The sequence below is a fragment of the Escherichia sp. WS1450 genome (genome assembly GCF_046487395.1).
GTDB classification, from domain to species: domain Bacteria; phylum Pseudomonadota; class Gammaproteobacteria; order Enterobacterales; family Enterobacteriaceae; genus Escherichia; species Escherichia coli.
Map to the genome: position 1 here is coordinate 134,659 of NZ_JBJQJO010000007.1, position 15,498 is coordinate 150,156.

Annotated in this window: 14 protein-coding genes, 1 pseudogene and 1 riboswitch; of the genes and pseudogenes, 10 read left to right on the top strand and 5 right to left on the bottom strand. The window is 51.3% G+C overall.

All coding sequences use genetic code 11. From position 1 onward, the window contains the following. Positions 1-2 precede the first annotated feature (2 nt). On the bottom strand, positions 3-1,727 hold the full coding sequence (gene ilvI, locus ACJHYR_RS10920; RefSeq protein WP_000425633.1) for an acetolactate synthase 3 large subunit: 1,725 nt from the start codon (positions 1,725-1,727) through the stop codon (positions 3-5). A 119-nt stretch (positions 1,728-1,846) separates the two neighbouring features. Between ilvI and ACJHYR_RS10925 the strand changes: the two genes are divergently transcribed. Continuing rightward, the gene (locus ACJHYR_RS10925; RefSeq protein WP_120795371.1) at positions 1,847-1,891 is read left to right on the top strand and encodes a protein YabR; all 45 of its coding nucleotides are present in this window, start codon (positions 1,847-1,849) and stop codon (positions 1,889-1,891) included. 154 nt (positions 1,892-2,045) lie between these two features. Here ACJHYR_RS10925 and leuO read toward each other — a convergent pair whose 3' ends face one another. Beyond that, positions 2,046-2,990 (bottom strand): transcriptional regulator LeuO, encoded by a 945-nt coding sequence (leuO, locus tag ACJHYR_RS10930; protein WP_059328311.1) that lies wholly within the window; start codon positions 2,988-2,990, stop codon positions 2,046-2,048. A 658-nt stretch (positions 2,991-3,648) separates the two neighbouring features. On the opposite strand from leuO, the gene leuL reads away from it, so the two are divergent. The 5 genes from leuL (at position 3,649) to leuD (ending at position 8,509) form a co-directional block, all read left to right on the top strand. Next, positions 3,649-3,735: a leu operon leader peptide gene (gene leuL, locus ACJHYR_RS10935; protein WP_001300467.1), complete on the top strand. Its 87-nt coding sequence runs from the start codon at positions 3,649-3,651 to the stop codon at positions 3,733-3,735. Positions 3,736-3,827: 92 nt separating this feature from the next. Further along, on the top strand, positions 3,828-5,399 hold the full coding sequence (gene leuA / locus ACJHYR_RS10940) for a 2-isopropylmalate synthase (RefSeq protein ID WP_000082847.1): 1,572 nt from the start codon (positions 3,828-3,830) through the stop codon (positions 5,397-5,399). Continuing rightward, positions 5,399-6,490, top strand: coding sequence for a 3-isopropylmalate dehydrogenase (gene leuB / locus ACJHYR_RS10945; protein ID WP_000042379.1), 1,092 nt, complete (start codon positions 5,399-5,401; stop codon positions 6,488-6,490). Before leuA ends, leuB begins: the two co-directional genes overlap by 1 nt. Positions 6,491-6,492: 2 nt before the next feature. Continuing rightward, positions 6,493-7,893, top strand: coding sequence for a 3-isopropylmalate dehydratase large subunit (leuC, locus tag ACJHYR_RS10950; protein WP_001140652.1), 1,401 nt, complete (start codon positions 6,493-6,495; stop codon positions 7,891-7,893). Between the two features lie 10 nt (positions 7,894-7,903). Next, a complete protein-coding gene (leuD, locus tag ACJHYR_RS10955) occupies positions 7,904-8,509 on the top strand; it encodes a 3-isopropylmalate dehydratase small subunit (protein WP_000818231.1) in 606 nt (201 codons plus the stop codon). 107 nt (positions 8,510-8,616) lie between these two features. Here the strand turns inward: leuD and sgrT are convergent, their stop codons facing one another. Then, on the bottom strand, positions 8,617-8,748 hold the full coding sequence (sgrT, locus tag ACJHYR_RS10960; RefSeq protein WP_001248766.1) for a glucose uptake inhibitor SgrT: 132 nt from the start codon (positions 8,746-8,748) through the stop codon (positions 8,617-8,619). Positions 8,749-8,836: 88 nt separating this feature from the next. On the opposite strand from sgrT, the gene sgrR reads away from it, so the two are divergent. Next, a complete protein-coding gene (gene sgrR / locus ACJHYR_RS10965; protein ID WP_042028615.1) occupies positions 8,837-10,495 on the top strand; it encodes a DNA-binding transcriptional regulator SgrR in 1,659 nt (552 codons plus the stop codon). 496 nt (positions 10,496-10,991) lie between these two features. Here sgrR and ACJHYR_RS10970 read toward each other — a convergent pair whose 3' ends face one another. Beyond that, complete coding sequence (locus ACJHYR_RS10970; RefSeq protein ID WP_240751378.1) at positions 10,992-11,165, bottom strand: pentapeptide repeat-containing protein; 174 nt, start codon at positions 11,163-11,165, stop codon at positions 10,992-10,994. After that, positions 11,160-11,828 (bottom strand): annotated as a pseudogene (locus ACJHYR_RS10975) (pentapeptide repeat-containing protein); the annotation flags it as partial. The gene ACJHYR_RS10970 and the pseudogene ACJHYR_RS10975, both read right to left, overlap by 6 nt. 240 nt (positions 11,829-12,068) lie before the next feature. Then, positions 12,069-12,168, top strand: a riboswitch (TPP riboswitch). Between the two features lie 30 nt (positions 12,169-12,198). On the opposite strand from ACJHYR_RS10975, the gene thiB reads away from it, so the two are divergent. Genes thiB through thiQ form a run of 3 tightly spaced genes read left to right on the top strand, consistent with a single transcriptional unit; the run spans position 12,199 to position 15,450 of the window. Next, positions 12,199-13,182, top strand: coding sequence for a thiamine ABC transporter substrate binding subunit (gene thiB / locus ACJHYR_RS10980; RefSeq protein WP_001306203.1), 984 nt, complete (start codon positions 12,199-12,201; stop codon positions 13,180-13,182). Then, complete coding sequence (thiP, locus tag ACJHYR_RS10985) at positions 13,158-14,768, top strand: thiamine/thiamine pyrophosphate ABC transporter permease ThiP (RefSeq protein ID WP_059328312.1); 1,611 nt, start codon at positions 13,158-13,160, stop codon at positions 14,766-14,768. The genes thiB and thiP overlap by 25 nt, the downstream gene beginning before the upstream one ends. Then, positions 14,752-15,450, top strand: a complete 699-nt coding sequence (thiQ, locus tag ACJHYR_RS10990) for a thiamine ABC transporter ATP-binding protein ThiQ (RefSeq protein ID WP_072837376.1) — start codon at positions 14,752-14,754, stop codon at positions 15,448-15,450. Before thiP ends, thiQ begins: the two co-directional genes overlap by 17 nt. Positions 15,451-15,498 lie beyond the last annotated feature (48 nt).

The following is a 15,498-nucleotide window of genomic DNA, read 5'->3' on the forward strand; positions in this document are numbered from 1 at the left end:
AATCAGGTTCTCTCCGTTTTGCTTAACCACATTTCATCCATTCCGCCCCCGCGAATCTGCATCGGGTAGACGTGCTCACTGCCATCGACGGTAACATCAACAAACACCAGGCGATTATTGCGCACCTGTTCCAGCGCCTCGCTAAGTTTGCTTTCCAGTTCTTGCGGATGAGAAATCTGGATCCCGACGTGACCATAGGCTTCCGCCAGACGAACGAAATCGGGTAGCGATTGCATATAAGATTGTGAATGACGGCCGGAATAGATCATGTCCTGCCACTGTTTCACCATCCCCAGATAGCGGTTATTGAGATTCACCACCAGTACCGGCAACTCGTATTGCAACGCTGTAGACAGTTCCTGGATGTTCATCTGAATACTGCCGTCGCCAGTGACGCAAACCACGGTTTCTTCTGGCAACGCCATTTTGACGCCCAGTGCCGCAGGTAAACCAAACCCCATCGTGCCGAGGCCCCCAGAGTTGATCCAGCGACGCGGTTTGTCGAATGGATAATAAAGCGCAGCAAACATCTGGTGCTGCCCGACATCGGACGTCACGTAAGCGTCTCCCTTCGTCAACCGCCAAAGAGTCTCGATCACCGCCTGCGGTTTAATCTTTTCACTGTAAGAGTCATATTTCAGGCACTGACGAGCGCGCCACTGTTCAATCTGCTGCCACCAGTCGCGGATCTCATCCAGCGGTTGATGGACGGATTCTTGCGACAGGAGTTCAAGCATTTGTTCGAGGACCTGGCGAGCATCCCCCACAATCGGGATATCAGCAGTCACGGTTTTAGAAATGGAAGTAGGATCAATATCGATATGCAGAACCGTGGCATTTGGGCAGTACTTCGCCAGATTGTTCGTCGTTCGGTCATCAAAACGTACCCCGACGGCAAAAATCACATCCGCGTTATGCATCGTCATATTAGCTTCGTAGGTGCCGTGCATTCCCAGCATGCCCAGTGCCTGACGATGCGTTGCCGGAAACGCCCCCAGCCCCATTAATGAGGAAACAACGGGCAGATTCAACGCCTCCACCGTTTCTTTTAGCTGCTGATGACAGCCCGCCGTGATTGCCCCACCGCCTACATAGACAACCGGTTTTTTTGCCGCCACCAGCGTTTGCAGAGCGCGCTTAATTTGCCCTTTATGCCCGGAGGTCGTGGGATTGTAAGATCGCATACTGACCGACTCCGGCCAGATGTAGGGTAATTTGTTCGCCGGATTAAGAATATCTTTGGGTAAATCAACGACCACGGGCCCAGGACGACCACTTGCCGCCAGCCAGAAAGCCTTTTTCAGCACCTGCGGAATGTCTTCCGTTTGCTTAACCAGAAAACTGTGTTTAACCACCGGGCGAGAAATCCCCACCATGTCGCACTCCTGAAAGGCATCGTAGCCTATCAACGAGGTCGCTACCTGCCCGGAAAGGACAACTAATGGAATGGAATCCATATAAGCGGTGGCAATGCCAGTAATCGCATTGGTCGCCCCTGGACCCGACGTTACCAGCACGACGCCGACTTCCCCGGTCGCGCGCGCCAGACCATCGGCCATATGCACCGCCGCCTGCTCATGACGAACTAAAACATGATCGATACCACCCACGGTATGCAATGCATCGTAAATATCAAGGACCGCGCCTCCGGGATAACCGAATACTTGTTTAACGCCCTGATCGATAAGCGATCGGACGACCATCTCGGCTCCAGACAACATCTCCATGGCCTGCCTCACTGTTTGACGGAAAAAAATGTGTAAAACACATTAACCGTCCGATCTTGCTTAAGCAATTGGCAGCCAGAGACATAAACACGGGGTAATAAGAATAAACAGGAGGAAAGGTGAAAAGAAACGATAAAATCCTCCATTACAGAGGATTAAATTGATAATAAATCGGCTGAATCCCACAACTTACAGCAATTTCTCTATTTTTTTAATTAATCCTAAAATAGAGAGCACACACATTCAGAATAAAATTCTACATTCAATAAAAAATGCAGAATAAACCAGACATTGATGTCTGACCTATTCTGCATTCAGTTAGCGTTTGCAAATTGAGACTAATTGCTCTTCCATCCACTGATGGCCTTTATCGCGCCCGGCAGCTTCATGCCAGGAGAGATAACAGGTTCTGCTGTTTTGTTTTAACGGCAGCGGTAATACCTGTAATTCTAAGGATTCAGCGAACTCTTCCGCCAGCCAACGCGGCGCAATAGCGACCAGATGCGTTTGCGACACCACGCTAAGTACGCTCATCATTGCCATGCCCTGATACGCGATACTGGCTTGCTTATCTACCGTGTCATACCACGGTTGACTAAATGACGCGAAACGATCGAGCGAAACCGCCGCATGTTGTTCGTTATAAACATCATGTTTCAGTAACGGGCCTTTAATTGTTGGATGATTTTTGCTGGCTACCAGCACCATTTCATCTTTAAATAATGGCACACTGGTAAATTCAGGACGATGGAAGTCTTCATAACTAATCACAAACTCCGTTTCCTGATAACGCAGCTGATATTCAGTGTTCTGATTTAATGAAGACTTGAACATAACATGTATATTTGGCGCAATCTGCTCAATGTGATTATAAATCTGCGAGGTCAGAATGCTGTCTAACGGGCTGCAGACACAAAGATGAAATACACGTTCACTACTGGCAGGCTCAAAGCCTGAACCTGGTAATTCATTTTGTACTAATTGCAATGCCTGACGAACTGAACCAAAAAGTTGAAATGCGCGAGCAGTCGGTTGAATACCACGGCCATAACGAACAAAAAGCTCGTCATTAAACATCACCTTCAGGCGTGCAACAGCGTTACTGACCGCAGGTTGCGACATTCCCAGAACATGAGCGGCACGGGTAATGTTTTGCTCCTGCATCACGGCATCGAAAACGGTTAATAAGTTGAGATCGACCATGCGTAGCTGTGGCTTGCTTAACTCCGCCGTCTCTGGATGATCTGTTTGTACCTCTGGCATACTTAACTCCACTGTCACACTTAACTCCCTTTCCCTTATTGGAATGCAGAGAAATAATCCTCGAGAATATGATTTATCATGCATATAAAATAAGAAAAAGGAAAATGAGTAAAATTAGGAAAACATAAAGATACGGGTTCTTATAAAAACAGAATCCATTGCCGTGGAAAGCGTCATTTACCACAGCATAATAATCCATAATGTTTTTGTTGCGAAAACAATCTAATCATAACTACCGCGAATACTCAATCATCCACAAAATGGATTAAATGTGCTTTTTTAATAATTAATTTATATGTTTAATGCATTAATCCTTAACATTAATTGATCAATAATATTCACCAAATCAATATCAAAAAATTCGCAAAACATATAATTCAATACAAATCATCAGGATAGGTTTCGTAACGCGTGCATTTTATCCCCCTTTCCCTCGTCGATTAGATGCAAAAATTTATTCTGAAATATGTCAACCGATGAAAAGCGGCGGTGGTTAAGCAGAAATTAATATCGCTTGTTTTAACCACCGCAGCACAATTAGCTAATTTGACGGATGCAGAACTCATGCTGGCGGGACGTTTTTATTACGTCAGGGTTGACATCCGTTTTTGTATCCAGTAACTCTAAAAGCATATCGCATTCATCTGGAGCTGATTTAATGACTCACATCGTTCGCTTTATCGGTCTACTACTACTAAACGCATCTTCTTTGCGCGGTAGACGAGTGAGCGGCATCCAGCATTAAGCCAGCACGCAGTCAAACAAAAAACCCGCGCCATTGCGCGGGTTTTTTTATGCCCGAAGCGAGGCGCTCAAAAAGAGACAAGGACCCAAACCATGAGCCAGCAAGTCATTATTTTCGATACCACATTGCGCGACGGTGAACAGGCGTTACAGGCAAGCTTGAGTGTGAAAGAAAAACTGCAAATTGCGCTGGCCCTTGAGCGTATGGGTGTTGACGTGATGGAAGTCGGGTTCCCCGTCTCTTCGCCGGGTGATTTTGAATCAGTGCAAACCATCGCTCGCCAGGTTAAAAACAGCCGCGTATGCGCGTTAGCTCGCTGCGTGGAAAAGGATATCGACGTGGCGGCCGAATCTCTGAAAGTCGCCGAAGCCTTCCGGATTCATACCTTTATTGCCACTTCGCCAATGCACATTGCCACCAAGCTGCGTAGCACGCTGGACGAGGTGATCGAACGCGCTATCTATATGGTGAAACGCGCCCGTAATTACACCGATGATGTTGAATTTTCTTGCGAAGATGCCGGACGCACCCCAATTGCCGATCTGGCGCGAGTGGTCGAAGCGGCGATTAATGCCGGTGCCACCACCATCAACATCCCGGACACCGTGGGCTACACCATGCCATTTGAGTTCGCCGGAATCATCAGCGGGCTGTATGAACGCGTACCCAACATCGACAAAGCCATTATTTCCGTACATACCCACGACGATTTGGGCCTGGCGGTCGGAAACTCACTGGCGGCGGTACATGCCGGTGCACGCCAGGTGGAAGGTGCAATGAACGGGATCGGCGAGCGTGCCGGTAACTGTTCCCTGGAAGAAGTGATCATGGCGATCAAAGTTCGTAAGGATATTCTCAACGTTCATACCGCCATTAATCACCAGGAAATATGGCGCACCAGCCAATTAGTTAGCCAGATTTGTAATATGCCGATCCCGGCAAACAAAGCCATTGTTGGCAGCGGCGCATTCGCACACTCCTCCGGTATTCATCAGGATGGTGTGCTGAAAAACCGCGAAAACTACGAAATCATGACACCAGAATCTATTGGTTTGAACCAAATCCAGCTGAATCTGACCTCTCGTTCGGGACGTGCGGCAGTAAAACACCGCATGGATGAGATGGGGTATAAAGAAAGTGAATATAATTTAGACAATTTGTACGATGCCTTCCTGAAGCTGGCGGACAAAAAAGGTCAGGTGTTTGATTACGATCTGGAGGCACTGGCCTTCATCGGTAAGCAGCAAGAAGAGCCGGAGCATTTCCGTCTGGATTACTTCAGCGTGCAGTCTGGCTCTAACGATATTGCCACTGCCGCCGTCAAACTGGCCTGCGGCGAAGAAGTCAAAGCAGAAGCCGCCAACGGTAACGGTCCGGTCGATGCCGTCTATCAGGCGATAAACCGCATCACTGACTATAACGTCGAACTGGTGAAGTACAGCCTGACCGCCAAAGGCCACGGTAAAGATGCGCTGGGTCAGGTGGATATTGTCGCCAACTACAATGGTCGCCGCTTCCACGGCGTCGGCCTGGCCACCGATATTGTCGAGTCCTCCGCCAAAGCCATGGTGCACGTACTTAACAATATCTGGCGTGCCACAGAAGTCGAAAAAGAGTTGCAACGCAAAGCTCAACACAACGAAAACAACAAGGAAACCGTGTGATGTCGAAGAATTACCATATTGCCGTATTGCCGGGGGACGGTATTGGTCCGGAAGTGATGACCCAGGCGCTGAAAGTGCTGGATGCCGTGCGCAACCGCTTTACGATGCGCATCACCACCAGCCATTACGATGTAGGCGGCGCAGCCATTGATAACCACGGGCAGCCGCTGCCGCCTGCGACGATTGAAGGTTGTGAGCAAGCCGATGCCGTGCTGTTTGGCTCGGTAGGAGGTCCGAAGTGGGAACATTTGCCGCCAGACCAGCAACCAGAACGCGGCGCACTGTTGCCTTTGCGTAAACAATTCAAATTATTCAGCAATCTGCGTCCGGCAAAACTGTATCAGGGGCTGGAAGCATTCTGTCCGCTGCGTGCTGACATTGCCGCTAACGGCTTCGACATCCTGTGTGTGCGCGAACTGACCGGCGGCATCTATTTCGGTCAGCCAAAAGGCCGCGAAGGTAGCGGACAATATGAAAAAGCGTTTGATACCGAGGTGTATCACCGTTTTGAGATTGAACGTATCGCCCGCATCGCGTTTGAATCTGCTCGTAAACGTCGCCATAAAGTGACGTCTATCGACAAAGCCAACGTGCTGCAATCCTCTATTTTATGGCGGGAGATCGTTAACGAGATCGCCACGGAATACCCGGATGTCGAACTGGCGCATATGTACATCGACAACGCCACCATGCAGCTGATTAAAGATCCATCACAGTTTGACGTTCTGTTGTGCTCCAACCTGTTTGGCGACATTCTGTCTGACGAGTGCGCAATGATCACTGGCTCAATGGGGATGTTGCCTTCCGCCAGCCTGAACGAGCAAGGTTTTGGTCTGTATGAACCTGCGGGCGGCTCGGCACCAGATATCGCAGGCAAAAACATCGCCAACCCGATTGCGCAAATTCTGTCGCTGGCACTGCTGCTGCGTTACAGCCTGGATGCCGATGATGCGGCTTCCGCCATTGAACGCGCCATTAACCGCGCATTAGAAGAAGGCATTCGCACCGGAGATTTAGCCCGTGGCGCTGCCGCCGTTAGTACCAATGAAATGGGCGATATCATTGCCCGCTATGTGGCAGAAGGGGTGTAATCATGGCTAAGACGTTATACGAAAAATTGTTCGACGCTCACGTAGTGTACGAAGCCGAAAACGAAACCCCGCTGTTATATATCGACCGCCACCTGGTGCATGAAGTGACCTCACCGCAGGCGTTCGATGGTCTGCGCGCCCACGGGCGCCCGGTACGTCAGCCGGGCAAAACCTTCGCCACCATGGATCACAACGTCTCTACTCAGACCAAAGACATTAATGCCTGCGGTGAAATGGCGCGCATCCAGATGCAGGAGCTGATTAAAAACTGCAAAGAGTTTGGCGTCGAGCTGTATGACCTGAATCACCCGTATCAGGGGATCGTCCACGTAATGGGGCCGGAACAGGGCGTGACCTTGCCGGGGATGACCATCGTCTGCGGCGACTCGCATACCGCCACTCACGGCGCGTTTGGCGCACTGGCCTTTGGTATCGGCACTTCCGAAGTTGAACACGTACTGGCAACGCAAACCCTGAAACAGGGCCGTGCGAAGACCATGAAAATTGAAGTCCAGGGCAAAGCTGCGCCAGGCATTACCGCGAAAGATATCGTGCTGGCAATTATCGGTAAAACTGGCAGCGCAGGCGGCACCGGGCATGTGGTGGAGTTTTGCGGCGAAGCAATCCGTGATTTAAGCATGGAAGGTCGTATGACCCTGTGCAATATGGCAATCGAAATGGGCGCGAAAGCCGGTCTGGTTGCACCGGACGAAACCACCTTTAACTATGTCAAAGGCCGTCTGCATGCGCCGAAAGGCAAAGATTTCGACGACGCCGTTGCCTACTGGAAAACTCTGCAAACCGACGAAGGCGCAACTTTCGATACCGTTGTGACTTTGCAGGCAGAAGAAATTTCACCGCAGGTCACCTGGGGCACCAATCCAGGTCAGGTGATTTCCGTGAACGACAATATTCCCGATCCGGCTTCGTTTGCCGATCCGGTTGAACGCGCGTCGGCAGAAAAAGCGCTGGCCTATATGGGGCTGAAACCGGGTATTCCGCTGACCGAAGTGGCTATCGACAAAGTGTTTATCGGTTCCTGCACTAACTCGCGTATTGAAGATTTACGCGCGGCGGCTGAAATCGCCAAAGGGCGGAAAGTCGCGCCAGGCGTGCAGGCACTGGTGGTTCCCGGCTCTGGCCCGGTAAAAGCGCAGGCAGAAGCGGAAGGTCTGGACAAAATCTTTATTGAAGCCGGTTTTGAATGGCGTTTACCCGGCTGCTCAATGTGTCTGGCGATGAACAACGACCGCCTGAATCCGGGTGAGCGTTGTGCCTCCACCAGCAACCGTAACTTTGAAGGCCGCCAGGGGCGTGGCGGGCGCACGCATCTGGTCAGCCCGGCAATGGCTGCCGCAGCTGCGGTGACCGGACATTTCGCCGACATTCGCAACATTAAATAAGGAGCACACCATGGCAGAGAAATTTATCAAACACACAGGCCTGGTGGTTCCGCTGGATGCCGCCAATGTCGATACCGATGCAATCATCCCGAAACAGTTTTTGCAGAAAGTGACCCGTACAGGTTTTGGCGCGCATCTGTTTAACGACTGGCGTTTTCTGGATGAAAAAGGCCAACAGCCAAACCCGGACTTCGTGCTGAACTTCCCGCAGTATCAGGGCGCTTCCATTTTGCTGGCGCGGGAAAACTTCGGCTGTGGCTCCTCGCGTGAGCACGCGCCCTGGGCATTGACTGACTACGGTTTTAAAGTAGTGATTGCGCCGAGTTTTGCTGACATCTTCTACGGCAATAGCTTTAACAACCAGCTGCTGCCGGTGAAATTAAGCGATGCAGAAGTGGACGAACTGTTTGCGCTGGTGAAAGCCAATCCGGGGATTCATTTTGATGTAGACCTGGAAGCGCAAGAGGTGAAAGCGGGAGAGAAAACCTATCGCTTTACCATTGATGCCTTCCGCCGCCACTGCATGATGAATGGTCTGGACAGCATTGGCCTGACCCTGCAGCACGACGACGCTATTGCGTCTTATGAAGAGAAGCAACCGGCATTTATGCGTTAGTTTGTAAACCGTTCGGCACTCAATCGCCAAAAAGAAAAAAGCCAGCAGATAATCACTGCTGGCGTGGCGATTAACACCAATACTCAGTCACACATGATGTCCGCAAATCAGTAGTCAGAATGACTCCCCTCCCACTGCATCAGTTCTTCAAGCATGGTTAATAGTTGTGGGACGCTTAACCAACGCAACCAGCACAACTTCGCTGTCGCGGTAAAATAGTGCTGATAAAACTGACGCATGGGGCACCTCCTTGCTTCATCGTTAGGAATTATTGACTTAATATAGGGAAAATAAAATTGCTGACTTTTGCGCAGGAGTTCCCCTTTTATGCCATCTGCTCGTCTGCAACAACAGTTCATCCGCCTGTGGCAATGCTGCGAGGGTAAATCGCAGGACACGACGCTCAACGAACTGGCAGCGTTATTGAGCTGCTCGCGTCGTCATATGCGCACCCTGCTCAACACCATGCAGGATCGCGGCTGGCTGACGTGGGAAGCGGAAGTCGGGCGCGGTAAACGCTCTCGTCTGACATTCCTCTACACCGGGCTGGCGCTTCAGCAACAGCGGGCGGAAGATCTGCTGGAGCAGGATCGTATCGACCAACTAGTGCAGTTGGTTGGCGACAAAGCGACTGTGCGGCAAATGCTGGTTTCTCATCTGGGCCGCAGCTTCCGCCAGGGGCGGCACATCCTGCGCGTTCTCTACTATCGTCCGTTGCGTAATCTGCTGCCCGGCAGTGCATTGCGTCGTTCCGAAACCCATATCGCCCGGCAAATCTTCAGTTCGCTAACGCGCATAAATGAGGAAAATGGGGAACTGGAAGCGGACATAGCCCACCACTGGCAGCAAATATCACCGCTTCACTGGCGTTTCTTTTTGCGTCCAGGAGTCCATTTTCATCATGGTCGTGAACTTGACATGGACGACGTGATCGCCTCTTTAAAACGAATCAATACGCTGCCGCTCTATTCGCATATTGCTGACATTGTGTCGCCGACGCCCTGGACGCTGGATATCCATCTCACGCAACCGGACCACTGGTTACCGTTACTGCTGGGGCAAGTTCCGGCGATGATCCTGCCGCGCGAATGGGAAACCCTCAGTAACTTTGCCAGCCATCCCATCGGCACAGGTCCGTATGCGGTGATCCGCAACAGCACCAACCAACTGAAAATTCAGGCATTCGATGACTTCTTTGGTTATCGGGCATTAATCGACGAAGTTAACGTCTGGGTTCTGCCGGAAATTGCTGACGAGCCAGCCGGAGGGCTGATGCTAAAAGGGCCACAGGGCGAGGAAAAAGAGATTGAAAGCCGCCTGGAGGAAGGTTGCTACTATTTACTGTTCGACAGCCGCACCCATCGCGGGGCGAATCAGCAAGTCAGGGACTGGGTAAGCTATGTGCTTTCTCCAACTAATCTGGTCTATTTCGCTGAGGAACAGTACCAGCAACTGTGGTTCCCGGCTTATGGACTGCTCCCCCGTTGGCACCATGCCCGCACCATAAAGAGCGAAAAACCGGCTGGCCTGGAAAGCCTCACCCTGACCTTTTATCAGGATCACAGTGAGCATCGGGTGATTGCCGGGATCATGCAGCAGATTCTGGCAAGTCACCAGGTCACGCTGGAAATCAAAGAGATCAGCTACGATCAGTGGCATGAAGGAGAGATCGAGAGCGATATCTGGCTTAACAGCGCCAACTTTACGCTGCCGCTGGATTTTTCGCTGTTCGCGCACTTATGCGAGGTGCCGCTGCTCCAACACTGTATTCCGATCGACTGGCAAGCCGACGCCGCCCGCTGGCGCAATGGCGAAATGAATCTGGCGAACTGGTGCCAGCAACTGGTCGCCAGCAAAGCAATGGTGCCACTTATCCACCACTGGCTGATCATTCAGGGGCAACGCAGTATGCGCGGCCTGCGTATGAATACCCTTGGCTGGTTCGATTTTAAATCAGCGTGGTTTGCGCCGCCGGATCCAGAGTAGCTTGTGCCTTTTGGCGGTCATGAGCGCGTTTTTTATATTCAGACGGAATGAATAAAATACATTACTTTTATATTTTCTCTGTTTTATGCATCGTCTGATTAGAGTCGCAAATAAGATTATCTCGAATCGTGTGCGATTCATTGTCTGAAAAATGACGACTCCGCACTCCCTGAAAACAAGGCAGAGTCTGGATTCGACTCCAGACTCCAACTCAAATTTCTTTTGCCAGAATAAAAATACACGCTCATAATTTCAGTAACACGCTGTTGTTTGAGGCTAATCAGACGAGATTTTATCTTGCGTGGGTGTGGGATGTTGATGTTAAGTGACAGGCATATGAAAATTAGCATACCGGGTAGAATTCAGTATTTCTGCGCAATATTGTTTTATATAAAAAATAAGGCAGTGTGTTTTTTACCTTATTTTATATATAGTGGTCAGCACCAACTTAAAAAAGAAAGGGCGTTCCTGCCCCTTCCCTATTTATTATTCTGGCTCAATCAATAATTGCGCCACGACTGCGCAATTTAGCGCTATCCTGGCCGGAAAGGTCAGCCTTGCTCAGGTTAATCCCGCGCACGTTAGTATCTTCCATATAAGCATTGTTCAGGATGGTATTGTCCATTTTTGCATTGCGCAGGAGTGTATCGTCCAGGTCAGTATCGGACATGTCAGTATCGGACAGGTTAGTATAGGACAGGTCAGAGCTAATAACTTTGGCATTGTTCATTTTAGCACCGTGCAGGTCAGCACCGAGTAGGTTAGAACTGCACAGACTGATCTTGTCCATTTCAGCATTACTCAGGTCAGCCTTGCGAAGGCAAGCACCATTAAGGGAAATCCCGGAAAGGCAAGCATTACTCAGATCAATGCCCCCGGTACTGGGGCTTATTCCCAATTGCAACTTCTGAGTATATATCTCTATATTTCCAATATAAAAACTGACACATAACATATTATCTGGCGAGATTGAGCCCCTCGCCTGCATCATTTCCGGATCTTTTGCGTGTTCTTTGAGTTCATTAAATTTTTTTAGCCGGTGGGTAAACCTATCACGCGCCTTCTCGTCGACAGCCCCGGTAAAGTATTTTGAGTAGCCATCACAATTCTGGAAATAAAATGCATCCTTCAGAATTTGCCTTGCCGCAGTCTGGGAATGTTTATCTGACCGGAAGAGATTGCGTAACGTCTCCCATAGCTCTTCAAAGATATTCATATTCTCGGTCTTTTTGACCAGGTTAACCATCCTGATAATCTGAGAGTGAGTAAGGCCTGGATCTTTAGTGGTATTACTTGCAGGGATACTAATCTGTTCTGGGTTTCTTACTTTCATGCTGATAGCTCCACTCTGAGTTAAAAACTCAGAATAAGCGTCCTGAATAAGAATACTGTCAAAAATCGCTCATTCACGCAATAAGCCGTTGCATTACCGATTTTGACTGTGCTAAGGGATTCTTTCGGTTCAAAGCTTCCCAGCTATGCAAATACGTCCTTGATAGCTGAACGAATATTGGCTTTTTTAATACGCCTTCTCTATGGATTGCTGGTTGATAACAAAATCACTACACTAACGCCGTTCTCAACGGGGTGCCACGCAGACGCGTGCGCTGAGAAAATACCCGTCGAACCTGATCCGGATAACGCCGGCGAAGGGATTTGAGGCTCCTTCTCAAGTCCTTTGCCACTCTTTTTTGAGGTGCAAAGTGTTAAAAAAATATCTTCCCCTGCTGTTGCTGTGCACAGCGCCCGTTTTCGCGAAACCTGTTCTGACTGTTTATACCTACGATTCCTTCGCCGCTGACTGGGGGCCAGGCCCAGTGGTAAAAAAAGCCTTTGAAGCCGACTGTAATTGCGAACTGAAACTGGTAGCGCTGGAAGATGGCGTTTCGCTTCTCAACCGTCTGCGGATGGAAGGCAAAAACAGTAAAGCTGATGTGGTGCTGGGGCTGGATAACAATCTGTTAGACGCCGCCAGCAAAACCGGACTGTTTGCCAAAAGCGGTGTGGCAGCAGATGCGGTAAATGTACCCGGCGGCTGGAATAATGACACTTTCGTACCGTTTGATTACGGCTATTTCGCCTTCGTCTATGACAAGAACAAACTGAAAAATCCGCCGCAAAGCCTGAAAGAATTGGTTGAGAGCGATCAAAACTGGCGGGTGATTTATCAGGATCCGCGCACCAGTACGCCGGGGCTGGGCCTGCTGTTGTGGATGCAAAAAGTCTATGGCGATGACGCCCCACAAGCCTGGCAGAAACTGGCGAAGAAAACGGTCACGGTCACCAAAGGCTGGAGCGAAGCCTACGGCCTGTTTTTAAAAGGCGAAAGCGATCTGGTACTGAGTTACACCACCTCTCCGGCTTATCACATTCTCGAAGAGAAGAAAGATAACTACGCCACCGCGAACTTCAGCGAAGGTCACTATTTGCAAGTGGAAGTCGCCGCCCGCACCGCTGCCAGCAAGCAGCCAGAGCTGGCGCAAAAATTCCTCCAGTTTATGGTTTCTCCGGCTTTCCAGAATGCGATCCCAACCGGCAACTGGATGTATCCGGTGGCAAATGTCACGCTGCCTGCCGGGTTTGAACAATTGACCAAACCGGCAACCACGCTGGAGTTCACGCCAGCCGAAGTGGCGGCACAACGTCAGGCATGGATTAGCGAATGGCAACGCGCCGTCAGCCGTTAATTCCCGGCTGGTTAATTCCAGGTGTAAGCGCCGCTACGCTTGTGGTGGCGGTTGCGCTGGCGGCGTTTCTCGCCCTGTGGTGGAACGCGCCGCAGGGTGACTGGGTGGCAATCTGGCAGGACAGCTACCTGTGGCATGTGGTGCGCTTCTCCTTCTGGCAGGCGTTTCTCTCGGCGCTACTCTCTGTCGTACCCGCGATATTCCTCGCCCGCGCGCTCTATCGCAGGCGCTTTCCGGGTCGGCTGGCGCTGTTGCGTCTGTGCGCAATGACCTTGATCCTCCCGGTGCTGGTTGCTGTTTTCGGCATTCTTAGCGTCTATGGTCGCCAGGGCTGGCTGGCATCGCTCTGCCAATCGCTCGGTCTGGAGTGGACCTTTTCGCCCTACGGCCTGCAAGGCATTTTGCTGGCCCATGTGTTTTTTAATCTGCCGATGGCGAGCCGTTTATTACTTCAGGCACTGGAAAACATTCCCGGCGAACAACGTCAACTTGCCGCCCAGCTTGGGATGCGCGGCTGGCATTTTTTCCGCTTCGTCGAATGGCCGTGGTTATGGCGACAAATCCCGCCAGTTGCTGCGCTTATCTTTATGCTCTGTTTTGCCAGCTTCGCCACCGTGCTGTCGCTGGGCGGCGGTCCGCAGGCGACCACTATCGAGCTGGCTATTTATCAGGCGCTGAGTTACGACTACGATCCTGCCCGCGCGGCGATGCTGGCGTTGATCCAGATGGTGTGTTGCCTCGGGCTAGTGCTGTTGAGTCAGCGATTGAGTAAGGCCATTGCGCCCGGCACTACGCTGCTGCAAGGCTGGCGCGACCCGGACGATCGTCTGCATAGCCGCATTTGCGACACGGTGTTAATTGTGCTGGCGCTGTTGCTGTTGCTGCCACCGTTACTGGCGGTGCTCGTCGATGGGATAAATCGCCAGTTGCCGGAAGTGCTGGCGCAGCCGGTGCTGTGGCAGGCGCTGTGGACCTCGTTGCGTATTGCGCTGGCGGCAGGCGTATTATGCGTAGTGCTGACCATGATGCTGCTATGGAGCAGTCGCGAACTGCGGGCGCGGCAAAAAATGCTGGCCGGTCAGGCGCTTGAGATGAGCGGCATGTTGATCCTCGCCATGCCGGGGATTGTGTTGGCAACGGGCTTCTTTTTACTGCTCAACAACACTGTCGGCCTGCCGCAATCTGCTGACGGCATTGTGATTTTCACCAATGCGTTAATGGCGATCCCTTATGCGCTGAAGGTGCTGGAAAACCCGATGCGCGATATCACCGCGCGTTACAGTATGTTGTGTCAGTCGCTGGGCATTGAAGGCTGGTCACGCTTAAAAGTGGTGGAGCTGCGCGCCCTGAAACGCCCACTTGCGCAGGCACTGGCCTTTGCTTGTGTGCTATCGATTGGTGATTTTGGCGTGGTGGCGTTGTTCGGTAACGATGATTTCCGCACCCTGCCGTTTTATCTCTACCAGCAAATTGGCTCCTATCGCAGCCAGGACGGCGCGGTCACCGCGTTAATTCTGCTGCTACTCTGTTTTCTGCTGTTTACCGTGATTGAAAAACTACCGGGGCGAAATGTTAAAACTGACTGATATCACCTGGCTTTACCACCATTTGCCGATGCGTTTTAGCTTAACGGTGGAACGGGGCGAGCAGGTGGCGATCCTCGGGCCAAGCGGCGCGGGTAAAAGTACCCTGCTGAATTTGATCGCCGGTTTTCTGACGCCAGCCAGCGGTTCGCTGACTATCGACGGCGTTGATCACACCTCTACGCCGCCGTCACGCCGTCCGGTGTCGATGCTGTTTCAGGAGAACAACCTGTTCAGTCACCTGACGGTCGCGCAGAACATCGGGCTGGGGCTTAATCCAGGATTGAAGCTGAACGCGGCACAACAGGAGAAAATGCACGCTATCGCCCGCCAGATGGGGATTGATAATTTAATGGCGCGATTACCGGGCGAGCTTTCTGGCGGTCAACGACAGCGCGTGGCGTTAGCGCGTTGTCTGGTGCGCGAACAGCCGATTTTATTGCTCGATGAACCGTTTTCTGCGCTCGATCCGGCGTTACGTCAGGAGATGTTGACGCTGGTGAGCACGAGCTGCCAGCAGCAAAAAATGACGCTATTGATGGTGTCGCACAGTGTGGAAGATGCGGCGCGGATCGCCACGCGCTCGGTGGTGGTCGCCAACGGGCGCATCGCCTGGCAGGGTATGACCAATGAGTTGTTGAGCGGTAAGGCGAGTGCTTCGGCACTATTGGGGATTAAAGGTTAAAAGCGCACGGACAGTCCCCTCGCCCCTCTGGGGAGAGGGTTAGGGTGA